The organism is Bacillus stercoris, assembly GCF_029772985.1.
Lineage (GTDB): Bacteria > Bacillota > Bacilli > Bacillales > Bacillaceae > Bacillus > Bacillus stercoris.
Window position 1 is genome coordinate 3367661 of the sequence record NZ_CP121861.1, and the last position, 22340, is coordinate 3390000.

A 22340-nucleotide genomic window follows, 5' to 3' on the forward strand; every position below is an offset into this window, starting at 1 on the left:
TGAAAAGATTTATATTCATCATATGCACAAAAGCACGTTTAATTGACAAACTATTTAGAAAATGGGACAAAATAACCCGCCCTATTCGGACGGGTCACGTTGCTTATCGGTTCAGCAGGCTGCCGACATATTTCAGCAGCTCATTGGCGCTCGTCGAGTTGTAGCCGTGCTCATCAATTAAACGGGCCACGACTTCATTTACCTTTTTCAGCTGCTGCTCATCCGGCGTTTTTGTTGAAGTTGTAATTTTAACGACATCCTTCAGATCAGCAAACAGCTTTTTCTGAATTGCTTCACGCAGTCTTTCATGGGAATTATAATCAAACCGCTTGCCTTTTCTCGCATAGGCCGAGATGCGGATTAAAATTTCTTCGCGGAACGCTTTTTTGGCGTTTTCCGAAATGCCGATCTGCTCCTCGATGGATCTCATTAGCTTTTCGTCAGGGTTCATTTCTTCTCCTGTCAAAGGATCACGAAGCTTATTTTTATTGCAATAAGCCTCTACGTTATCGAGGTAATTGTCCATAAGTGTTTTTGCTGATTCTTCATACGAATACACAAACGCTTTTTGGACTTCCTTTTTCGCAATGTCGTCATATTCCTTTCTGGCGGCAGAAATAAAATTCAAATACCGCTCCCTGTCCTCGCTTGAAATTGATGGATGTTGATCAAGACCTTCTTTTAAGGAACGAAGGACATCGAGAGAATTAATTGACTCCATATTTTTTCTGATAATCGTTGAAGAAATCCGGTTGATCACGTACCGCGGATCAATGCCGCTCATTCCTTCATCATTATATTCTTTTTTCATATCCTCAACGTCGACGGAATTATATCCTTCCACACTTTCTCCATCATACAGTCTCATTTTTTTGACCAGATCAATATCCGACCGCTTTGGCTCTTTTAACCGGGTAAGGATTGAGAACATCGCGGCGACCTTCAAAGTATGAGGGGCAATATGAACATCCGACACATCGCTCTCTGAGATCATTTTTTCATAAATTCTCTCTTCCTCAGACACTTTTAAATTATAAGGAACCGGCATCACGATGATTCTCGAGTGCAGGGCTTCATTCTTCTTATTAGAAATGAATGAACGATACTCCGTTTCATTCGTGTGCGCCACGATCAGCTCATCAGCAGAAATTAACGCAAACCGCCCCGCTTTAAAATTCCCTTCCTGTGTCAATGAAAGCAAATGCCAGAGAAATTTCTCATCACATTTCAGCATCTCCTGAAACTCCATCATCCCGCGGTTCGCTTTATTCAGCTCTCCGTCAAACCGGTAAGCGCGCGGATCTGATTCCGAACCGTACTCGGCGATTGTTGAGAAATCAATACTCCCGGTCAAATCGGCAATATCCTGAGATTTTGGGTCAGATGGACTGAATGTTCCAATTCCCGTACGCTTATCTTCTGAAAAGAAGATGCGCTCCACCTTCACATCCTCAATTCTTCCTCCGTACTCTTCCTCCAGCCTCATGACATTTAAAGGAGAAAGACTCCCCTCTATTCTAATACCGTATTCTCTGTAAAAGTCATCACGTAAATGGTGGGGGATTAAATGTAGAGGGTCCTCGTGCATCGGGCAGCCTTTAATCGCATATACAGCGCCATTATCTGTCAGCGTGTACGCTTCGAGACCTTTTTTAAGCATCGTGACCAACGTGGATTTACCGCCGCTCACAGGTCCCATCAACAATAGAATCCGCTTTCTGACATCTAGACGTTTGGCAGCCGGATGAAAATACTCTTCCACAAGACGCTCCAGAGATTCTTCAAGCCCAAACAGCTCACGGTCAAAAAAACTGTACTTCTTGCGTCCGTCAATCTCCTCTATCCCGCTGTCTTTTATCATATTAAAAACTCGAGAATGAGCAGATTGCGCGACCATCGGATTTTCTTTAATAATCTCCAAATAATCGGCAAAAGTTCCTTCCCATTTCAGCCGCTGCTCTTCCTCTCTGTACTGTTCAATTTTCTTTAATATATCCATAAGGACCTCCTCTATCATGTTTGATACACTATGCAAATAAGGTACTTTGTTACAATCTATGCCGCCAACTCGTGATACATGCTTTGGTTTCTTAAAAATAAAGATACTTATACATCGTTGACAAGGCCGACTGCGACCGTTCATAATAAAGAAAAATACAGAATCATCCAGACTCGGACAGCACGGAAAAATTGAAGAGGGGGAGAGACGGTGAAAACAATCATCATGATGGGGGTCATTGTCACTTTTTTAGTATCAATTTTTACTGCAGGATACGATAGCAAGCCTGGAAAAGAATAAAAAAGGGTGCTCCTGAAAGAGCACCCTTTTTGTATAACAGAACAATGTTTTACAATTTTGTTTTTTCTTTAATCTGTGAATGTTGATCACATTCGTATCTGTTTTCGTACTCAATTGTTCCGATACTGCATCCCGGCCCGATAATCACTTCTTTTCCCCTGACAACTGCCGCATCGGTATTCTCCAAATAAACCTGATCTCCTTCTATGACGTCTGCGATCAGTTTCACTTTCTTCCGGTTAAAAAAGCTCGTGCGTCTTTTCACAGTAATTGTTGTTCCGCCGATTTCGCGCACATGGCTTATATCATGGCTCAATCCTAGCTTAATGTCACCAGCATTTAATAACCCCGATACATCAACACAGCCTGTTCCATGGAACCTTTCTGTTTCACAATCACCTTTTACGCTAAGCTTCCCTTTCACATCGCACGATTCTCCAGTCATACTCCCGGAAATCTCTGTCAGGCCCTTCAAATTAAAGCGATCAAATTGAAGTGAGCCGCTGACTTTCATTGTGCCATAAATATTGATTCTCCCTGCGGTCAGATTGCCTTTAAACTCACTTTCTCCGAACACACGCAGCCGCTCAGTCTCTGCAGTCCCGAGAAAGCAGCCTGTTCCGAATATGCGGCAGCCCGCAGCAGACAGCCCATCACCGACCACACCTTCACCTTTGATGACGACATTGTGATACGTGCCTCCGGCGGCATGGCCAGCGCCATATAATTTTAAATTTCCCAGTTTTGTTGTCTCCATTACGATCCTCCTCACACCTTCGTGCATGTTTCTACCAATGCGCTTGGATCACAAGTATAGTCACCGCTGTATTCGACGGTTTCAATCCGGCAATCCGGACCGATTATCACTTTATTTCCGCGCACGGTTTTCGCCTTTGTATTTGTCAATTCAATCACGTCACCTTCGATCAGCTCTGCCGTTAGAACAGGCTGCGGCATCAATCTGAGTAATGTCAGCATTCCTTTTCTGCAGGTCACTTGAAGATGGCGGCAGCCGATCTCCCGTACATCGCTTTCCCCGGAACAAAGCTTAATGGTCACTTGGTCTGCATTTAAAAGACCGCTGATTTTGCATTTCCCTTCTGATTGAAAGGTTTCCGTTTCGCAATCCGCTTCCATGACGGTCTTTCCGCTAATGTCAATCTCATCAGCCTTGACAGTCCCGCCAAATGTTGATGATCCAGCGATTTTTAATTGTTTAGCTGATGCCTCTCCTTGAATAAAACCAGTTCCATTAATCCGAATAGATTCAGCTTCAACGTCTCCATGTATCTTTCCAGAACCGCTGATGGTTACCGCTTTCGCTTTGACGCTGCCGTCAGCTTTTCCCGTTCCATTAAAAGAAAAAGTGTCACACTCCACGTCTCCAGCCACTGTCCCGCTTCCGTTAATCTCAACTGATTGAAACGTTCCTCCCTTTGAACTTCCCGATCCGTTTATCACCAGCTTTTCCACTACATCCATTGTTGGCCCTCCTGCATATATGTTGTTTTTAATTCCTCTGAAGCTTTTAATAAATCTACCCGTTCCACAACCTTGACGGATGATTCAAACAAAATGCTGTCTGCCGCAGCCGCTATAAAACAAGTTGTAACACCGAGCTTGCGCAGCACAATCAGTTCCGTCTGTTTTTCAATCTTTTCAGAATCATGCTTCTTTAATACCTCTGCAGCCATTTTTGCTTCTGCCAAGCTGACATTTCCAGACTGCAGTAGTCCTTCAAGCACATACAGCGACAGCAAGTCGCGGGATGAAAAAACCGGACTACTTCCGTCTTCTGAATAGACTTCAAGTGCAGGCTTTGAGATCAAACCTTTACGCAGCAATTCATCAGCGGTCATGCTGACATCCTTCATCTTCGGTGATAGCATTTCCCTCATTTCATCCAGAGACAAGTTTTCCTTCATTTTTTGAATCATTGAGATACGTTTTAAAATATCCTCCCTCGGAAAAAACGTCTCCTGCCCTGTGAAAGTGGATTTGCGAATAAACCATTCCTCGGGTATTAAATTTTTTCGCTTCCATCGATACAGCTGACCGTATGAAATCGATGTTCTTTCAAGTAATTCTTTTTTAGAGATTAATTGTTCCTCCATAAGTCCAGCTCCTTTGATGGGTACATTGTAACATAACACTGTTACGTTGTTAAGCCCAAAAACGACACAAAGTATTTCAACAGGCACAAAAAAACCGCCCATCAGCGATGAGCGGGTTTTTCACTATTTTAAATCACGGTAATTTTGCTGGCGCAGCGCTTCATAAACGAGAATCGCGGCAGTGTTGGACAGGTTTAACGATCTGACGTGCTCTGTCATTGGAAGACGCAGGCAGCGATCCATATTATTTTGAATTAAATCCTTTGGCAAACCGCTTGTTTCTCTTCCGAACACAAAGAAATAATCCTCGTCAAGATCAGTGTAATCAAATGATGTATGAGGCTGCTGGCCAAATTTCGTAATAAAGAAAAATTGGCCTTTTTCATATGCCTCAAACAATTCCTCTAACGAATCATGATACACAACATTAACAAACTCCCAATAATCGAGTCCGGCACGCTTCAGCATTTTATCATCCGTTGAAAAGCCGAGCGGACGAATCAGGTGGAGCGTAGTATTGGTAGCTGCACAAGTACGCGCAATATTCCCTGTGTTAGCGGGAATTTCTGGTTGATATAAAACGACATGTAATGCCACAATGTTCACCTCTGTTTTTCTTATCCGCCCATCATTATAACATTAATTACTCTTTTGTCGTATCATCAACGATATGAAAAAAAGCATATCGTATCGACGGCGTGTATGCCGTTGAATCCTCATATGACCAATACCTCATCCGGCTGTCATAGGTCTGGGCGTTGACAAGCGGCATATTGCCTTTGTCCTTTGCCACGACAATCGTTGTATGATTAAACCGGCCGTCTCCTTCGAAGTCATAGCAAATCACATCGCCCGGCATCAGCTCTTCCGCTGATTTCACCCGCACCGCACGCAGTCCGGCTTTTGAATTCGACAAATACATTTTCATCGAATGAGCCACCGTCCAGCTGTAGCTCCATGAGCTTTGTTTCATCCACCAGCCTGATCCTCTGTTCGGATGGCCGCGCATTGGCGCGCCTCCCGCATGAAGACACTGAGAAATAAAATTGGTACAGTTATCGCTGAAATTTTTATAAGCAGGATTGCGCTTGTTCCAAAATTTCTCGGCATATTGCACAGCGCCGAGACGATCGTATTGAAAAGCCCTGCCAAACGCTTCTCTTTCCTCTTCAGAATAGTCAATAATGCTGGTCCCTTCATGAAATCCAGCCGGCTTTTTCGCAATTTCCTGATCACTAATCAAAATGTGATCATACAGGAAAGCCCTTCGCTCCTCTATGTGCTCTTCTATATACAAGCTGTCGTCCTGTTCCTTACACACGTATTCGTAATGGATGGTATACGTAAGGCAGGTCGTTCCGTCATCCTCAACCCGCACATGATTAATCACGGCCTTTGCTTTCGCTTTTATGATGTCAACTTTACGTTTTTCCAGAAGCTTTTTCTTACGCTCCATGACTTTAAGGTCTCCGACTTGAGACTCCTGTCTCATATCATGCCCGTTAACCAGAAAGCCCAGCCGCTCCTCCGCTAATTGTTCTAAAATGTGCTTCAAGCTCACCCCACCCGCCATACTTTTTTATAGAGAAAAAACACTTGGATGATCTCAAGTGTTTTTTCCTTCTGCTCTATACGTATGTCAGGACAGGCCTTGTTTAGTCATGCCTGAAGCTTTTAGCAACTCAATTCCTTTTTCAATTTCCAGCTTTGCCTCTTCATCCTTCTCTTTTTCCCGCGCTTTTTCAAGCTCTTCCATGTATACGGTGTCTCCGATTTTACCGATTGCCCATGCGGCTGTCCCCCTGATGACAGGACGCGGGTCCTTGTGCATCAGATCCGTCAACTCGGGTAGTGCGGAGGTATCCTTAAAATGCGCAAGGGCGAGAATGGCGTTTCGCTGAATCGGTTTTTTCCCGCGCCAAGAACCTGAGACATGTCCGAATTTCTCCTTAAATTCCCGATTACTGATGGTCAAGAGCGGCTTCAATAACGGTTTGGCAATCTCAGGATCAGGTTCCATTTCCGGATGAAGATGAAAGTCCTTCCCTTTATTGAGAGGACATACCGTTTGGCACGTATCGCACCCATACAGGCGGTTTCCGATCTTTGTCCGGAATTCATCAGGCAAAAATCCTTTTGTCTGGGTCAGAAAAGAGATGCAGCGCTGCGCATTAAGCTGCCCCGGATTAACCAATGCTCCCGTCGGACAGGCGTCCAAACATTTCGTGCAGGACCCGCACATATCTTCAATCGGCACATCAGGCTCAAAAGGAATATTTGTGATCATTTCCGCCAAATACACATAAGAGCCATACTCTGGCGTTGTGATCATACAGTTTTTCGCACTGAATCCGATGCCGGCACGTTCCGCAACGGCGCGATCAGACAATTCACCTGTATCAACCATTGACTTCGTTCTGATATCCTCATGCTTGCTTTTTAGAAATTCCTCCAGCAGATCGAGTTTTTCCCTCAACACATCATGATAGTCTTTGCCCCAGGAGGCTCTGCAAAAAATGCCCCTGCGCTCAGTTCTCGTGCTTCTTGGCGCATCCTTCATTCTGGAAGGATATGCGAGAGCAATCGCCACTATTGATTTCGCTTTCGGCAACAGAAGCTTCGGCGTCACCCTTTTCTCGATATCCGGCTCTTCAAAGCCGGAGAGATAGCCGAGTGATTCTTGAAGAATCAAACGGTCTTTTAAACTGTCAAAAGTATCAGCGGTCGTAAAACCAATCTTGTCCACGCCAATGCTTTTCGCGTATTCAATTAATTCTTCTTTGAGCTGATAAACGTTCATGTTTTGCACAGCCTCCTTTCTTTGTGATAAAACGATACAGCGTTTATAATAGGTTGATATCACGTAACTGGAGTGAATGCTAGTGAATATCAAACTTGATTCTGTTATTACTGAACGTGCGGCTGGCTTACATGCAGCAGCTGTCATTTATGAGAATATCGAAGTCGGCTCCTCACCGCAAATGCTGAAAGGCAGACTCCGCCTATTCCAGGAGTCCCTGTTTTTCGACTATGCAGACGGCGGTATATCCGATGAACCCTTCGTCAAGGAATGGCGGGAACTCTTTAAACAGCTTAACCCTTCATTTGAGGGAGAAACAACCCCAATGGAGGACATGCTGATCCCGATATCAAAAGAACAATTCATGGAAAGTAAGGACTCGGCCCATGACACAATCGATTTTTTCGCATTAAAATATTCTCTGCCCATTATGATTTATGATGCCGGAAAGCTTCATGAGTCTGTCCGGATCTCATTGGGAGAAAAAGAAAACATCCTGCTTTTCTCTGATGAAAACGGCATTTTTGGCGATTTTAAAAACAGCTTCAATCAACATCCCGTTTCAAACGAGACCAAAAATATGCTACAAATCATTTTTTTCCCGCCATCCATTGAGAAAAGCAGCGCTGTTAAACTCTTATCATCATTAACGAAAATGTTTGAACAAATTCACGGCGGCACCCATACAGTACATTGGCTTACGTAAAAGAACACGAATAACGTGTTCTTTTTTACATAAAAAAACGCAATACTTCGTTTATCTGAGAAACGAAACACTGCGTTAATAACGTATGTATGGAGCGGGTGATGAGAATCGAACTCACGACATCAGCTTGGAAGGCTGAGGTTTTACCACTAAACTACACCCGCATTTGTGAATGTCAGTAACAGTACCGCTTTGACTGTTCTTATATTACAGGTTTATTTATTTTTCGTCAAGGGAATATAAAAATTTTGTCGAAAAAAAGTTATCTTTTTGTAAAGTTGTTAAGTAACATTTACATAATGTTAAGTATACTATACAATATAATGAAACAAGAAAGTGAAGGGGACAGACGTCATGATGAAAAATAAAGTAAAAGAGCTGAGGGCACGCTTCGGCTATTCTCAGGAAAAACTCGGAGAAACGGTCGGCGTCACAAGGCAGACTGTGGCAGCCATTGAAAAAGGCGATTATGTTCCCTCACTGCTGTTAGCATTGAAAATCTGCAAAGCCTTCTCCATGAAAATGGAGGATGTCTTTTGGTTAGAGGAGGAAAACTAAGATGAGCATGAAAACAAAAGCAGCTTTTCAACTGGTGTTATTTGGCCTTGCATGCTGGACGCTGATTTCATACTTTGAAGCCTCGGAAGGCATAGCATCTTTTTTCCGCACAAAGAGCGGCGGGACGGTGTTTGAATTAAACCTCACCCCCTTTGTTCTGTTTATTGCGGCGACTGCGGTTTATTTGTACTTACAGAAAAAAAGCCGCCCTGCCAGAAAGCAGCTTCTTCTGCCTGATGAATTTGAAGAGCAGGATGAAAGAGAGCAGATGATGACGGCAAAAGCATGCCGCGCTTCATATATCGCTGTCTACTTCTCGCTGCCTGCCGCTGCGGTGCTTCTCATTTTTTATCCGCTATTTCAATCGCGCATGCCGTTTTTCCCTATTATTATTGTGTTTGTCATCATGATCATCCAGCACCTTTCCTACGTCATCTCTTTCAAGAAAAACGAAAAAAACTCCGGCGCACTGTAATCGGCCGGAGTTTTTTCTTACCAGCTTGCTTTTTTCACACCTGGAATCTGGCCTTTATGGGCCAGCTCCCTAAAAGCGATTCTGGACATTTTAAACTTTCTCATATATCCTCTCGGGCGCCCCGTTACCATGCAGCGATTGTGGAGCCTTCCCGGCGCTGAATCTTTTGGCAGCTTGCTGAGTGCCTCGTAATCTCCTTTTTCCTTCAACTCGCGTCTGATATCAGCGTATTGTTCAACAAGCTGTTGTCGTTTTAACTCTTTTGTCACTTTTGATTTTTTAGCCAAGTCACATAGCCTCCTTATCAAATCGAAATTATTACGATTTAAAATGTATCATGCTCCCTTTAAAAAATCAAGCATACCGCTTTGTAAAACAGACGGCCTGAAGCCGCCCGTTTCTAATGATGCAATTTCACATAATACAGTAACGCATCTTGATGCTTAATGAGCTCTTTTTTATGTTCAGAGGTATGCATTGTCTCGTCAGTCCCTCTAATACTGCTGCCGATCAAAACAGGCTTCTCGAAAGAAATCGGTTCCGGCGATGAAATATTCTGAGTCATTTCCTGTGTTGCGCTATCGTCACGTTTCACCGATGAATCAGCTGCTATATTTCCCTGTTTATCCACAATGCCAAAATGAATGGTGGTGTGTTTATCCTTTCCTTCCCCCTCTTCATTCACAAAATAAACAAATTGTATGGTATCAGGTTTTTCCTCTGAATAATCTGCACCAACTGGTCCAACCGTCTCAACAAGCTTTCCCTTTTGGTAATGTTCGATGTACATGTCAGCTGAGGAAATACCTTCACCGATATTGACGGCTTCAGCAGTGAATGCCTGTGAAGCTGCAACATCCATTCTGTTTTTTTCAAGATCTGACATGTCCGCTGCTTTGATTTCCATCTGTTTTGAATGTCCGCATGCCGACAGCATAGCTATCAGGCAAATGACTGCTGCGCTTCTCAATGTTTTCAGAAAAACAGCCCCCTTTTTGAAAATCTTACCATATTCGGGGGCTGTATTTTAATTAAACTCATGCATTTTTCTCTTTGACAAAATAAGTGTTTCCTACTGCTTCTCCCCTTTTGTTCTGAAGCTTTCTCGTCCGATCGTTTTCAAACGGCAAAAGTGGAAATACAAGCTCTGCAAAATAATACGCTTCTTCTAGATGCGGATAGCCGGAGAATATAAATGATTCTATGCCGAGTGCCTGGTACTCCGCTATCCGGTCGGCAATAGTCTGCGGATCACCGACAAGGGCTGTTCCTGCCCCTCCTCTGACCAGACCGATCCCCGCCCACAGATTCGGGCTGATTTCAAGCTTCGTCCGATCGCCTTGATGAAGAACGGCCATCCGCTGCTGGCCTGAAGAGTCGTAACGGCTTAAAGCAGCCTGCGCTTTGGCAATGGTGTCATCATCCAAATGGCTGATCAAGCGCTCAGCCGCTTCCCACGCCTCTTGTTCAGTTTCACGGGCAATGACATGCAGCCTAATGCCAAACCGGACAGATCTCCCTTCTTTTTCCGCCTGCTTTTTGACTCTCTCAATCTTTTCTTTTACTTGTTCAGGCGGCTCCCCCCATGTCAAGTACACGTCTGTATGCTTTGCGGCAGCTTCAATCCCTGCCTGCGACGATCCACCGAAATAGATAGGCGGATGCGGCGCTTGCTGCGGCGGGAAAAGCAGATTGCTGTTTTCCACTTTTATATGCTTTCCTTCATAGGAAACCGTTTCTCCCTGCAAAAGTTTTCGCCAAACGGTTAAAAATTCGTCTGTTGCTTCATAGCGCTCATCATGACTGATAAACAGGCCATCACCTGCCAGCTCATACGGATCGCCCCCTGCCACAACGTTGATCAGCAGCCGGCCGTCTGAAATGCGGTCTAAGGTGGATGTCATTCTGGCTGCTAAAGAAGGCTGCATTAAACCAGGTCTTACCGCGACTAAAAATTTCAAGTCCTTTGTTTCTCCTGCCAGCGCCGACGCTGTAAGCCACGGGTCCTCGCACGATCTTCCCGTCGGCAGAAGAACCCCTGTATATCCCAGCCTGTCTGCCGCCTGCGCGATATGTTTAAAGTAAAGATGATCCGCAGTCCGTCCATCACTTTCAGATCCTAAATATCTCGCGTCTCCATGAGTCGGTATAAACCAAAGAATTTCCATATTCATCCCCCTTAGATACTCTATCCTTCGTAGCTGTTTCTCCACTTTAACAGCTTTCGTTCAAGCAGCCTGACGAAGGAATCCGTCAGCTTTCCAACCACTGCAAAAATGATAATCCCTGCAAAGACTTTGTTCGTTTGTGAAAATTGTCTCGCATCCATAATCATATAGCCGACTCCCGAGCTTGAGCCCATCAGCTCTGCTACAACGAGCCCGAGCCATGCAATGCCGAGCGATAAGCGAATGCCTAGCAATATATTGGGCAGGGCTGCCGGCAATATCACTTTGGTTATCTGCTGATGCCATTTAAATTCAAGGACCCGAGCGACTTCAAACAGCTTCGCATCAACTCCGCGGATACCGTTAAACGTATTGATATAGACGGGAAAGAAGGCACCGAGCGCAATCAGCAAAATTTTAGATACTTCGTCAAATCCGAACCATAAAATAAACAGCGGCGTGACGGCCAAATGAGGTACCGTTCTAAGCATTTGCAACGATGGATCAAGATACAGCTCCGTTCGTTTTGAGAATCCGGCCAAAATCCCGATTATCAATCCAAGCGCCGCGCCAAGCAAAAAACCAAGCGCCGCCCGATAAATGCTGATTTGCAGATGGCCGAACAGCTCACCAGACAAAATAAGCTCCTTAAAGGTCAGGACAATCGTCACAGGCGTAGGCAGCACTGTAGCGGACACAAGCCCCAGCGCGCCGATAATCTGCCAGATGGCAATGATGACAGCTGGCAGTAAAAGCCCCTTCGTCCAGCCATACTTCTTCCTTCCGGGCTTTTTTCGCACTGCTTCCGCATTCGTTTTGGGCAGCGAGCCCGCAGCCTCTGCTTTCATCACTGATCACCTCCTGAGGAATATTCCTTTAATGCTTTTTTGATAAAAGTGTTATCCACAACATCCTTCACATCAATCTTCTTATCTATTGCCTGCGTTCGAAATTGAAAATCTGCTGTTTCCTGCTGTGCTTTCACAATATCGTCACTAATGACCTCATTCAGGGGCTCAGTATTCTTCAGCACATTTTCGACGACCTTTTTATCGAGATCTTTAATGTCTGCATACAGTTCTGCTGCTTCATCCAAATGTTCCTTTTGCCATACAACAGCCTTATTAAACACCTTCAGAAAACGGACCACTTCGTCTGGATGCTCTTCTGAAAACTTGGTTCTTACTAAAGTAAAGCCCGGTGAATATAAATCTGTGCTTTCTCCGTTCACAAGGATTTTTGCTCCGTGTTTCATAGTTTCTAATGACAAGTACGGCTCCCAAATGGACCAGGCATCAACAGATCCGTTTTCAAACGCCGAAGCCGCTTCATCAGGCTGAAGCTGAATAATTGTCACATCATTAGCTGACAACCCGACTTGATCAAGCGCTTTATACAAAAAATCAAACCCGCTGCTGCCTTTGGCGACTGCAATTTTCTTCCCTTTTAAATCCTTGACGTCCTGAATGGCGCTGCCTTGATTCACAAGGATGCCGTTTGCTTTCAATCCGTCCTGAGACAAACCGATTTCTTTAAAGTCAATGCCTGCCGCCTGTCCAGCGATCACAGGCGAATTGCCGACCTGAGAAAAATCAAGTTTGTCTGCCGCAAGGCCTTCAAATTGGGGCGGACCGCTTTGAAACTCCACCCATTTCACTTTGATGTCTTCTTTTTCAAATGCATCTTCGAACCAGCCTTTCTCCTTCGCGATCAAAAGCGGGCTTAAGCTTTGCTGAATACCAATACGAATTTCCTTCAATTGTTTGTGATCACCATTGGCTCCGTTTGCTCCGCAGCCTGCGAGCAGAAAAATAACGGCAACCAATACAATGAGCCTTTTTTTCATTTCCGCTTCCGCCCTTTCTATATCCCTGATCCTTCAGCGTACTCCAAATCTTCTGTTTTCTCGAATTCCGACAGCACTTTCTGTCTGATCGCTTGGAAATCCGGAGTCGTCCGGTTCCGCGGATACGCCAAGTGAATGGGCATCAGCTTATGGATTTTCCCCGGTTTGGCCTTAAGGATCGCAAGCTCATTTCCTAAATAAACAGATTCATCTATATCGTGAGTCACGAGAATCATCGTTGTTTTTTTCCTCCTCCATATCTCCAGCAGCACGTCCTGCAGATGTTTTCTTGTAAAAGCGTCAAGTGCACCAAACGGTTCATCTAAAAGCAGCACCTCAGGCTCCCGCAGAAGGGCCCGGGCAATGGCAACTCTTTGTGACATGCCGCCTGACAGCTCGCGCGGATATGCTTTCTCCGATCCTTTCAATCTGACAATCTCGATCAGTTCATCCACCTTCTGTTTGACTTTTGGGTCCTTCAAATTCAAGTCGGCGGCAATATTCTGCTCAACCGTCAGCCAAGGAAAGAGGCGGTGCTCCTGAAAAATAAATCCTTGCTGAATCCCCGGAGCTGTTACGCTGCGGCCGTTGATTTCAACACTCCCGTCATATTCAGAATCAAGTCCCGCAATAATCTTTAACAAGGTGCTTTTCCCGCACCCGCTCGGTCCGATAAGCGTTAAAAATTCACCTGGTGCGATTGATAATTGTATGTTCTCTAAGACCGTGTTTTTGCGGCCCTCTTGAACAAATGACTTTTCTTTGATGCTGATGGTCACAGCCACTTTTATCCCCTCTTTCTGCCAACGCCGCCTTCAAAAAACAAAAAGGCCCCCATCTCTGTTCTTGTAGAGATGAGAGCCTTCGGCGGTCCGATCAGCTGCCCAATTGTTTTTTGTTTGAATAACATGTTAATTCAAATTATTCCGATATGTCAACTCTTTTTTAAAATGCGGTTTTTGATCCTTGTTTATCACTTACTCTGCTTGTTTCGCAAGTAGAGTAGAAAAAATGATTTCTCCGAAAATTATTAAATGCTATGCAACAGCTGATATAACAAAGTTTTTCACCATTTTCAATACTAGATATCGCTTAATAGAGATAACTATTTTATAATAATTATAAAATAATATTGACTTTTTACTTAGAGATGATATTATGTTCTTATAAATTCCAAGAGGTGATAACATGAGTTCAAATAAACTGACAACTAGCTGGGGCGCTCCGGTTGGAGATAATCAAAACTCAATGACTGCCGGTTCTCGCGGACCAACTTTAATTCAAGATGTACATTTACTCGAGAAATTGGCCCATTTCAACCGAGAACGTGTTCCTGAACGTGTTGTTCACGCTAAAGGAGCAGGCGCACACGGATATTTTGAAGTGACAAACGACGTAACAAAATATACGAAAGCCGCTTTCCTTTCTGAAGTCGGCAAACGCACACCGCTGTTCATCCGTTTCTCAACAGTTGCCGGTGAACTTGGCTCGGCTGACACAGTTCGCGACCCACGCGGATTTGCTGTTAAATTTTATACTGAAGAAGGAAACTACGACATCGTCGGCAACAATACTCCGGTATTCTTTATCCGCGATGCGATTAAGTTCCCTGATTTCATCCATACACAGAAAAGAGATCCAAAAACACACCTGAAAAACCCTACGGCTGTATGGGATTTCTGGTCACTTTCACCAGAGTCACTGCACCAAGTGACAATCCTGATGTCTGACCGCGGAATTCCTGCGACACTTCGCCACATGCACGGCTTCGGAAGCCATACATTCAAATGGACAAATGCCGAAGGCGAAGGTGTATGGATTAAATATCACTTTAAAACAGAACAAGGCGTGAAAAACCTTGATGTCAATACGGCAGCAAAAATTGCCGGAGAAAATCCTGATTACCATACAGAAGACCTTTTCAACGCAATCGAAAACGGTGATTACCCTGCATGGAAACTATATGTGCAAATCATGCCTTTAGAAGATGCAAATACGTACCGTTTCGATCCGTTTGATGTCACAAAAGTTTGGTCTCAAAAAGACTACCCGTTAATCGAGGTCGGACGCATGGTTCTAGACAGAAATCCGGAAAACTACTTTGCAGAAGTAGAACAAGCGACATTCTCACCTGGAACACTCGTGCCTGGTATTGATGTTTCACCGGATAAAATGCTTCAAGGCCGACTGTTTGCTTATCATGATGCACACCGCTACCGTGTCGGCGCAAACCATCAAGCGCTGCCAATCAACCGCGCACGCAACGAAGTGAACAATTATCAGCGTGACGGACAAATGCGCTTTGACAATAATGGCGGCGGATCTGTATACTACGAGCCTAACAGCTTCGGCGGCCCGAAAGAGTCACCTGAGGATAAGCAAGCAGCATATCCGGTACAAGGTATCGCTGACAGCGTAAGCTACGATCACAACGATCACTACACACAAGCCGGTGACCTGTATCGTTTAATGAGTGAAGATGAGCGTACCCGCCTTGTTGAAAATATCGTTAACGCTATGAAGCCGGTAGAAAAAGAAGAAATCAAGCTCCGTCAAATCGAGCACTTCTATAAAGCGGACCCTGAATACGGAAAACGCGTTGCAGAAGGCCTTGGATTGCCGATTAAAAAAGATGCTTAATCGAAATGCAAAAACCCGCTGGAATCAGCGGGTTTTTTTATATTTAGTTACGCCTTGCGTATGCTTCTCATCAATCTTCATATAAATTTCCTCCATGAGCTCCGCGCTGTTTATAATCTCTCGTTTGTTTTTTTCAATCAGCAGCTCGAGCGGCATAATCTGATTCCCGTAGGTTTTTCGCTTCCTGAATCGTTTTCTTCCCTTTTCTTTTTTGACTCCCATCAATAATCCCTCCTTTTTCATACAAAAAAGGCCCTTATCAAAAGATAAGAGCCTTCGGTGTTCCGATCAGCGCGACAGTTTTGAAAATTTGTACTGACCATGTTAATTCATACAATACCGACCTGTCAACTATATTTTGAAGATATTAACGCTTTATTAGATTATATCCACGCTTTTTCCTTATACACTCTTTTACCCTGACGCATAAGCTAGAGAAACTAGAATACGTGAGAAAGAGATGTGGGAGTGTGGAAAAGACAAAACTGACCGGACGTATCGTGACACGGGATGATCCGGACTATAACGAAGCAAGAACCAATATTAACCTGAGCTTAGAAAGGTATCCTGACATCATTGTGTTTTGCCAAAACAAACAAGATGCACTCAATGCGCTGAAATGGGCGCGTGAAAACCATGTGCCTTTCCGTATTAGAGGCGGCAGGCACAGCTATGAAAATTTCTCCCTTTAAATAACGGTCTTGTTATTGATTTAAGCGAAATGAAAAAAATAACTGTAAATCAGGATAAAAAGCTTGCCTATATTGAAGCAGGCGCTGAATTGGGAGAAGTCTATCGGACTCTCTGGCAATACGGCCTGACGCTTCCCGCAGGCACCATTGCTAATGTAGGGCTCACAGGTTTAACTCTCGGAGGAGGTATTGGACTTTTAACAAGGGCTGCCGGTCTTACTTGTGACCGCCTCGTGAATCTCGAGATGATAATAGCAGACGAAAAAGAGGGCGCTGATTTGGTTACAGTCAGCTCTTCAAACCATCCAGACTTATTTTGGGCGTCTCAGGGAGGCGGAGGCGGCAATTTCGGCATTGTCACCTCCATGACATTTAAAGCGGTGCCCATCTCTCAAGTGTCGATTTTTCAATTACATGGGGCTGGGATGATTTTAAAGAAGTATTTAACACGTGGCAGCACTGGGCCCCCTATACAGATGACCGGCTTACCTCATCAATAGAGTTTTGGCCTAAAGAAGTAAACCGGATAGAGGCCCTCGGCCAATTTGTCGGTCCAAAAACAGAGTTAAAAAAACTGTTAAAGCCTTTATTGAAAGCAGGAAGCCCGACAAGCGGAATGGTAATCGCAATGCCCTTCATTGAAGCGGTAACCTTTTTTAACAGCCCGGGAGGCAATCAGCCTCAAAAAATGAAACGCTCCGGCTCTTTCATTGAAAAGCCATTATCAGAACGTGCGATTTCAACGATTAAACACTTTTTGGAGCACGCTCCGAATCAAAACGCCAGCGTCTGGCAGCAGTCGCTCGGCGGAGCAGCCGGACGGATCGCTCCAGACCAAACAGCATTTTATTATCGTGATGCAATCATTGCCCAGGAATACCTAACAAACTGGACATCCCCTGAAAAAAAAAGACAAAACGTCCGCTGGATTGAGAGGCTGAGAACATCCCTTTCGAGAGAAACGATGGGGGACTACGTAAATTGGCCAGATATCGAAATCAGAAACTGGCCAAGAACATATTACGGCGAAAATGTTGAACGACTCCGCCGTGTCAAAACGAAATATGATCCAGAAAATGTTTTCCACTTTGAACAGAGTATTCCTCCGCTTCGACGTTCTCTGTTTTTCTAAAAAAATGAAGATGGAGCATTCTCCATCTTCATTTTTTTATTGATATAAATTGCTTCCCGTATCGACAAATTCTTTTGCTTTTTCTTTTAATCCTCTATTTATGGCTTCTGCTTCACTGAGATCGTTTTTCTTCGCATAATCTCGAATATCCTGAGAAATTCTCATGCTGCAAAACTTTGGACCGCACATGGAACAGAAGTGAGCAGTTTTTGCTCCTTCAGCCGGCAGAGTTTCATCATGATATTCAAGCGCTCTTTCCGGATCAAGAGAGAGATTAAACTGATCCCGCCAGCGGAATTCAAAACGGGCTTTCGATAACGCATCATCGCGGATTTGCGCTCCGGGATGCCCTTTTGCAAGGTCCGCAGCGTGCGCAGCGATCTTATATGTAATGACTCCTTCACGAACATCATCACGGTTTGGCAGCCCTAAATGCTCCTTCGGCGTTACATAACATAGCATTGCTGTCCCATACCAACCGATCATCGCCGCTCCGATCGCTGAAGTAATATGGTCATATCCAGGGGCAATATCCGTTGTCAACGGCCCTAATGTATAAAAAGGCGCTTCTTTACAAATGTCCATTTGTTTATCGACGTTCTCTTTGATTTTATGCATCGGAACATGTCCAGGACCCTCAATCATCACTTGAACATCATGCTTCCACGCGATTTGCGTCAGCTCTCCAAGCGTCTCTAATTCAGCAAACTGTGCTTCGTCATTAGCATCGGCGATTGATCCGGGACGCAGACCATCCCCAAGAGAAAACGCAATATCATATGTTTTCATGATTTCACAGATCTCTTCAAAATGAGTGTATAAAAAGCTTTCTTGATGGTGAGCCAGACACCACTGTGCCATGATTGCGCCCCCGCGGGACACGATACCAGTTGTCCTTTTGGCAGTCAGCGGCACATACCTAAGCAAAACACCCGCGTGAATCGTAAAATAATCCACACCCTGCTCTGCCTGCTCGATCAGCGTATCACGATAAATCTCCCACGTTAAATCCTCCGCTACGCCGTTTACTTTTTCAAGCGCCTGATAAATCGGAACAGTTCCCACAGGAACAGGACAATTGCGAATAATCCATTCACGCGTCGTATGAATATCTTTTCCTGTAGAGAGATCCATCATTGTATCTGCTCCCCAGCGGATGGCCCACGTCATTTTTTCCACTTCCTCTTCAATGGATGACGTAACAGCTGAATTCCCGATATTCGCATTAATCTTCACATGAAAATTCCGGCCGATAATCATTGGCTCACTTTCAGGGTGATTAATGTTTGAAGGAATGATTGCCCGGCCGCTTGCCACCTCGTCTCTTACAAATTCGGGAGACACGTGCTCTCGAATAGCGATAAACTCCATCTCAGGTGTAATGATTCCCTTTTTGGCATAGTGCATTTGGGTGACATTATGACCAGCCTTCGCCCTCAGCGGTTTCCGCTTTAGCCCTGGGTAGCTTACGTTTGGATTTGCTTTTTTATAACCATTATCTTCTGGTTTTATTGCACGACCTTCATATTCTTCCACATCACCGCGCTCTGTAATCCACTTTTGGCGGAGCGGCTTTAATCCTTCTTGAATATTAATAGTAACTTCGGGGTCCGTATACGGTCCGCTTGTATCATAGACACGCACAGGTGCGTTTTCCTCCTCGCCGAACGATCCCGTCGTCGGACTCAATGTAATCTCCCTCATCGGCACTTGGATGTCTGAAGAAGAACCCTCCACGTATACCTTTTTGCTGCCCGAAAAACTCGACATAATAGAAATGTTGGCTTGCTGCACTGAATTGTTTTGCATTACTTATCCTTCCCCTCTCTACGTTTGAAAGGACAAAATCAAGCCCATAACCAGCACAAAAAACCGGATTCATAAAAATGAACCCGGTTACAGTCAGAAAGAAACATATTATTGCCCAGCACGACAATAATAAAAACAATTCCTCTACTTCCCCACGCTGGTACGAACCAGATCAGGTCCAAAGGGTTAAGAAGCTTACCTTCTCTCTCAGCCCGAAAGCGGGCACCCCCAGTAACTATTGATTTCGGACTCATCTTAACATAAAACCAATCGAAAAAAAAGAGGAATATAGAAAATATTCAGCTAATTGAACCCAAATATGTGACAGGCAACGAGATTTCAGATATCCCATGTTCATCCCTCATCACCCGATATGCCTTTGCATCCGATCTTGAACTCACAGTCTGAAACAGCTGATCATTTATGAAATGGAGAGCCGCTCCATCGTCCGCCGCATAGCCATTGCACAAGAATGCGTTAGCTATCAGCAGGTGGTATGCCGGTCTCCGATCCTTTTCCCCGTCATAATGAGGACAAAAGCTCCCTTGCAAAAAACCTAAACTTTTCATACTTGTCAGCGGCCCGGCCGAATCTGTCACGCCTTCTTCAAACCAGCATATCGCACCTGCACTTAATCCAGCTAAAATCACTCCGTTCTTCCATGCCTCTCTGAGAATAAAGTCCAGCCCCCATTCCTTCCACAGCACAAGCATATTGCGCGTATTTCCCCCGCCAACATAGATCACGTCCTTTTCCATAACAAAAGAAGTTAAATCTGTTGACGGCGGCTTAAATAAGGATAAATGAGACGGCACACAATCCATTGTTTGAAACGCATGATAAAACCGCTGAATATAGTTTTGGGAATCTCCACTCGCGGTCGGCAAAAAACAAATACGAGGTGACTCCCGTTCCGATTGATTGAGGATATATTGATCGAGGGACAAATTTTCCGGCTCCATCGAAAAACCCCCGCCTCCCATCGCAATAATCTGTTTCATCATTACACTCCCCAACAAAATTTGTTGTTTATTATAGCATTTTGAATAGAAGCAAGAAACAAAGCAAAATACTTTCTTATCAGGAGCTGCTATAAAAACCAAAGGAGGTGGCTTGCTCATTGAGTCTTTATCACGAAGACATTTTTGATTTGTTAACAACAATAAAAACCAACATTAACAACTACACTGTCGCAATAACAGAAGCCGAAAATCCCCACATCAGAAGAGCATTGCATGATCAATTAGATACAGCTGCCCATCTCCATGATGAACTGTCAGATCTTCTGTTGGAAAAAGGGTGGCTTGGGTGAGCAATTTCAATCGATTCACTTTAATCTTGCAGCAAAGACCACAAAAAGAGACGGGATCTCAAAGATGAGATCCCGTCTCTTTTTTATTGCTCCACTCTTCTTAAAGCCTCGTTTACCGTTTCTTTTATAAACGCGTCTTCACCGCTTAATCGGTCTAAACTGAGATCGCCGTTTCTCAGCCTTTCGGAAATATGGTTTATATCCTCCTCTACTGTGATTTGCAGCTCACCAGCCAAAAACATTCTGTGTAATTCATCTGCAACCAAATTTTCTTTATTCACTTCCACCTACTCCTTTGTTTTCAATATTATTCTTAGTCTGCCCTTAGGCTTAGATGAATAATAGGAAAAAAGCATGAATCAAATGAATCTTTTTTCCTCCTTCTTGCGTATACCTGTTGAGAAAAAGAAAAAGGGGAAGATCAAACATGTCATTTTTTAAGAAACTTGCGGCAAGTGCCGGAATCGGAGCTGCAAAAGTCGATACAATTTTAGAGAAAGATGCATATTTTCCAGGAGAAGAAGTCCGGGGAACTGTACACGTCAAAGGCGGAAAAATCGCTCAGGACATCCGCTATATTGACTTACAGCTTAACACCAAGTACGTCATTGTAAAAGACGACGAAGAGCACCGGAAATACGCTACAATTCATTCTTTCCGGGTCACTGGTTCATTTGCCATTCAGCCTGGAGAAGAGCATCAATTTCCGTTCGCATTCACTCTGCCTCTAGATACGCCGATCACTGTAGGAAAAGTAGAGGTTGCCGTGGTGACAGACCTTGACATTCAAGGCGGTATCGACAAATCTGATCATGACCGCATTTTCGTTGAAGCGCACCCTTGGATTGAAAATGTCCTGGGAGCTATCGAAAACCTGGGCTTCCGTCTTAACGAAGCAGACTGCGAACAAGCACCCTACTTCCAGCGTCGTCTTCCGTTCGTTCAAGAATTCGAGTTCGTCCCGACTTCCGGATATTATCGTCAGATGCTTGATGAATTAGAGCTCATTTTCCTTTTAGACGAAGACGGTTTGGAAATCATTTTCGAAGTCGACCGCAGAGCAAGAGGACTCCGTGGGTGGTTGGAAGAGATGTATAATGACGGAGAACAGCTTGTACGCGTCCGTTTCAGCCAATCAGAGCTTGAAGATGCAGAAGAGCTAGAAGAGGTACTAGAAGAGATCATAGACCAATACGCTGAGTAAGTAAAAAAAGGAGCTAAGGCTCCTTTTCTTCGATAAAAATAAGAACCCGTTTCTAAATAAGAAACGGGTTCTTCAGTATACCGGTGGTCGGGGTCGAACCGACACTCCAGAAGGAACACGATTTTGAGTCGTGCGCGTCTGCCAATTCCGCCACACCGGCAAGTTTTTTACGTCGTATCTAACCGACGAATATAAATATATCATGGATCTCATAATGTGTCAACGTATTTCAAAAAAGTTTTTTTGGAAATATAAAATAAAGAGTGTTAAGAGATTTTTTTTCATCAATGTGTCATAACTTAGCCAGTTATGATAAATCTAAGAAATAAAAAAATGATCTACTTATGTAGATCATTTATAGATTAGTTATAATGATAAAACACAAACACCAATTCAACTTACCATGTAAGTAAAATTGGTGCCGAGGGCCGGACTTGAACCGACGGTAGTCACCTACCGCAGGATTTTAAGTCCTGTGTGTCTGCCAATTCCACCACCCCGGCAAAAGAAAGGCGACACCCGGATTCGAACCGGGGATAAAGGTTTTGCAGACCTCTGCCTTACCACTTGGCTATGCCGCCGTAA

Annotated in this window: 22 protein-coding genes, 4 tRNA genes, 2 pseudogenes and 1 riboswitch; of the genes and pseudogenes, 7 read left to right on the top strand and 21 right to left on the bottom strand. The window is 44.3% G+C overall.

Annotated elements, in window-relative coordinates:
- Positions 1-103: 103 nt before the first annotated feature.
- The 7 genes from prkA to queG form a co-directional block, all read right to left on the bottom strand.
- Positions 104-1999 (bottom strand): serine/threonine protein kinase PrkA, encoded by a 1896-nt coding sequence (gene prkA / locus QA442_RS17575; protein WP_095432759.1) that lies wholly within the window; start codon positions 1997-1999, stop codon positions 104-106.
- A gap of 349 nt (positions 2000-2348) precedes the next feature.
- Entirely contained in the window at positions 2349-3056 is a 708-nt protein-coding gene (locus QA442_RS17580; RefSeq protein ID WP_095432760.1) for a hypothetical protein, read from the bottom strand.
- Positions 3057-3067: 11 nt separating this feature from the next.
- On the bottom strand, positions 3068-3781 hold the full coding sequence (locus QA442_RS17585; RefSeq protein ID WP_071581323.1) for a bactofilin family protein: 714 nt from the start codon (positions 3779-3781) through the stop codon (positions 3068-3070).
- Positions 3772-4413 carry a YhbD family protein gene (locus QA442_RS17590; RefSeq protein WP_169051598.1) on the bottom strand — a complete coding sequence of 214 codons (642 nt, stop codon included), beginning with the start codon at positions 4411-4413 and terminating at the stop codon, positions 3772-3774. Before QA442_RS17590 ends, QA442_RS17585 begins: the two co-directional genes overlap by 10 nt.
- 123 nt (positions 4414-4536) lie before the next feature.
- Positions 4537-5019 carry a tRNA (uridine(34)/cytosine(34)/5-carboxymethylaminomethyluridine(34)-2'-O)-methyltransferase TrmL gene (gene trmL, locus QA442_RS17595; protein ID WP_003233442.1) on the bottom strand — a complete coding sequence of 161 codons (483 nt, stop codon included), beginning with the start codon at positions 5017-5019 and terminating at the stop codon, positions 4537-4539.
- A 37-nt stretch (positions 5020-5056) separates the two neighbouring features.
- Positions 5057-5986: an amidase domain-containing protein gene (locus QA442_RS17600; RefSeq protein ID WP_080488059.1), complete on the bottom strand. Its 930-nt coding sequence runs from the start codon at positions 5984-5986 to the stop codon at positions 5057-5059.
- A gap of 66 nt (positions 5987-6052) precedes the next feature.
- Complete coding sequence (gene queG, locus QA442_RS17605; RefSeq protein ID WP_095432761.1) at positions 6053-7213, bottom strand: tRNA epoxyqueuosine(34) reductase QueG; 1161 nt, start codon at positions 7211-7213, stop codon at positions 6053-6055.
- Positions 7214-7295: 82 nt separating this feature from the next.
- Here queG and QA442_RS17610 point away from each other — a divergent pair, with 82 nt between their 5' ends.
- Positions 7296-7919 carry a B3/B4 domain-containing protein gene (locus QA442_RS17610; RefSeq protein WP_069149245.1) on the top strand — a complete coding sequence of 208 codons (624 nt, stop codon included), beginning with the start codon at positions 7296-7298 and terminating at the stop codon, positions 7917-7919.
- A gap of 90 nt (positions 7920-8009) precedes the next feature.
- On the opposite strand, the gene QA442_RS17615 is transcribed toward QA442_RS17610, so the two are convergent.
- A tRNA-Gly gene (locus tag QA442_RS17615) sits at positions 8010-8083 on the bottom strand.
- A 193-nt stretch (positions 8084-8276) separates the two neighbouring features.
- Between QA442_RS17615 and QA442_RS17620 the strand changes: the two genes are divergently transcribed.
- Both QA442_RS17620 and QA442_RS17625 read left to right on the top strand, forming a co-directional pair.
- Entirely contained in the window at positions 8277-8477 is a 201-nt protein-coding gene (locus QA442_RS17620) for a helix-turn-helix transcriptional regulator (RefSeq protein WP_009966860.1), read from the top strand.
- A gap of 1 nt (position 8478) precedes the next feature.
- Positions 8479-8952: a hypothetical protein gene (locus tag QA442_RS17625; protein WP_069839149.1), complete on the top strand. Its 474-nt coding sequence runs from the start codon at positions 8479-8481 to the stop codon at positions 8950-8952.
- 17 nt (positions 8953-8969) lie between these two features.
- Here QA442_RS17625 and rpsN read toward each other — a convergent pair whose 3' ends face one another.
- The 6 genes from rpsN to QA442_RS17655 form a co-directional block, all read right to left on the bottom strand.
- Positions 8970-9239: a 30S ribosomal protein S14 gene (gene rpsN, locus QA442_RS17630; protein WP_095432762.1), complete on the bottom strand. Its 270-nt coding sequence runs from the start codon at positions 9237-9239 to the stop codon at positions 8970-8972.
- A gap of 113 nt (positions 9240-9352) precedes the next feature.
- On the bottom strand, positions 9353-9889 hold the full coding sequence (locus tag QA442_RS17635; RefSeq protein ID WP_095432778.1) for a hypothetical protein: 537 nt from the start codon (positions 9887-9889) through the stop codon (positions 9353-9355).
- A 100-nt stretch (positions 9890-9989) separates the two neighbouring features.
- Positions 9990-11120: an FMNH2-dependent alkanesulfonate monooxygenase gene (ssuD, locus tag QA442_RS17640; protein ID WP_095432763.1), complete on the bottom strand. Its 1131-nt coding sequence runs from the start codon at positions 11118-11120 to the stop codon at positions 9990-9992.
- Between the two features lie 20 nt (positions 11121-11140).
- Positions 11141-11971 carry an ABC transporter permease gene (locus QA442_RS17645; protein ID WP_103748980.1) on the bottom strand — a complete coding sequence of 277 codons (831 nt, stop codon included), beginning with the start codon at positions 11969-11971 and terminating at the stop codon, positions 11141-11143.
- Positions 11968-12966, bottom strand: a complete 999-nt coding sequence (locus QA442_RS17650) for an aliphatic sulfonate ABC transporter substrate-binding protein (protein ID WP_279473331.1) — start codon at positions 12964-12966, stop codon at positions 11968-11970. Before QA442_RS17650 ends, QA442_RS17645 begins: the two co-directional genes overlap by 4 nt.
- Before the next feature lie 17 nt (positions 12967-12983).
- Positions 12984-13751 carry an ABC transporter ATP-binding protein gene (locus QA442_RS17655; RefSeq protein WP_040083656.1) on the bottom strand — a complete coding sequence of 256 codons (768 nt, stop codon included), beginning with the start codon at positions 13749-13751 and terminating at the stop codon, positions 12984-12986.
- Positions 13752-14154: 403 nt separating this feature from the next.
- On the opposite strand from QA442_RS17655, the gene katA reads away from it, so the two are divergent.
- Positions 14155-15606 (top strand): catalase KatA, encoded by a 1452-nt coding sequence (gene katA, locus QA442_RS17660; RefSeq protein ID WP_069149242.1) that lies wholly within the window; start codon positions 14155-14157, stop codon positions 15604-15606.
- Between the two features lie 24 nt (positions 15607-15630).
- Here the strand turns inward: katA and senS are convergent, their stop codons facing one another.
- Complete coding sequence (gene senS / locus QA442_RS17665) at positions 15631-15828, bottom strand: transcriptional regulator SenS (RefSeq protein WP_071581314.1); 198 nt, start codon at positions 15826-15828, stop codon at positions 15631-15633.
- A 248-nt stretch (positions 15829-16076) separates the two neighbouring features.
- On the opposite strand from senS, the pseudogene QA442_RS17670 reads away from it, so the two are divergent.
- Positions 16077-17430: pseudogene (locus tag QA442_RS17670) on the top strand (FAD-binding oxidoreductase).
- A 36-nt stretch (positions 17431-17466) separates the two neighbouring features.
- On the opposite strand, the gene thiC reads toward QA442_RS17670, so the two are convergent.
- On the bottom strand, positions 17467-19239 hold the full coding sequence (gene thiC / locus QA442_RS17675; protein ID WP_069839156.1) for a phosphomethylpyrimidine synthase ThiC: 1773 nt from the start codon (positions 19237-19239) through the stop codon (positions 17467-17469).
- Positions 19240-19371: 132 nt separating this feature from the next.
- Positions 19372-19479: riboswitch (TPP riboswitch) on the bottom strand.
- A 59-nt stretch (positions 19480-19538) separates the two neighbouring features.
- Positions 19539-20240: a Type 1 glutamine amidotransferase-like domain-containing protein gene (locus QA442_RS17680; RefSeq protein ID WP_095432766.1), complete on the bottom strand. Its 702-nt coding sequence runs from the start codon at positions 20238-20240 to the stop codon at positions 19539-19541.
- A gap of 41 nt (positions 20241-20281) precedes the next feature.
- Between QA442_RS17680 and QA442_RS17685 the strand changes: the two are divergent.
- Positions 20282-20551, top strand: a pseudogene (locus tag QA442_RS17685) (spore coat protein).
- Positions 20552-20634: 83 nt separating this feature from the next.
- On the opposite strand, the gene QA442_RS17690 reads toward QA442_RS17685, so the two are convergent.
- Positions 20635-20838 carry a hypothetical protein gene (locus tag QA442_RS17690; protein WP_014663285.1) on the bottom strand — a complete coding sequence of 68 codons (204 nt, stop codon included), beginning with the start codon at positions 20836-20838 and terminating at the stop codon, positions 20635-20637.
- 140 nt (positions 20839-20978) lie between these two features.
- Here QA442_RS17690 and spo0M point away from each other — a divergent pair, with 140 nt between their 5' ends.
- A complete protein-coding gene (spo0M, locus tag QA442_RS17695; protein WP_095432767.1) occupies positions 20979-21755 on the top strand; it encodes a sporulation control protein Spo0M in 777 nt (258 codons plus the stop codon).
- Positions 21756-21833: 78 nt separating this feature from the next.
- Here spo0M and QA442_RS17700 read toward each other — a convergent pair.
- The 3 genes from QA442_RS17700 to QA442_RS17710 all read right to left on the bottom strand — a co-directional run bounded on the left by QA442_RS17700 (position 21834) and on the right by QA442_RS17710 (position 22336).
- A tRNA-Leu gene (locus QA442_RS17700) sits at positions 21834-21915 on the bottom strand.
- A 256-nt stretch (positions 21916-22171) separates the two neighbouring features.
- A tRNA-Leu gene (locus tag QA442_RS17705) sits at positions 22172-22258 on the bottom strand.
- A gap of 7 nt (positions 22259-22265) precedes the next feature.
- A tRNA-Cys gene (locus QA442_RS17710) sits at positions 22266-22336 on the bottom strand.
- Positions 22337-22340: the final 4 nt, after the last annotated feature.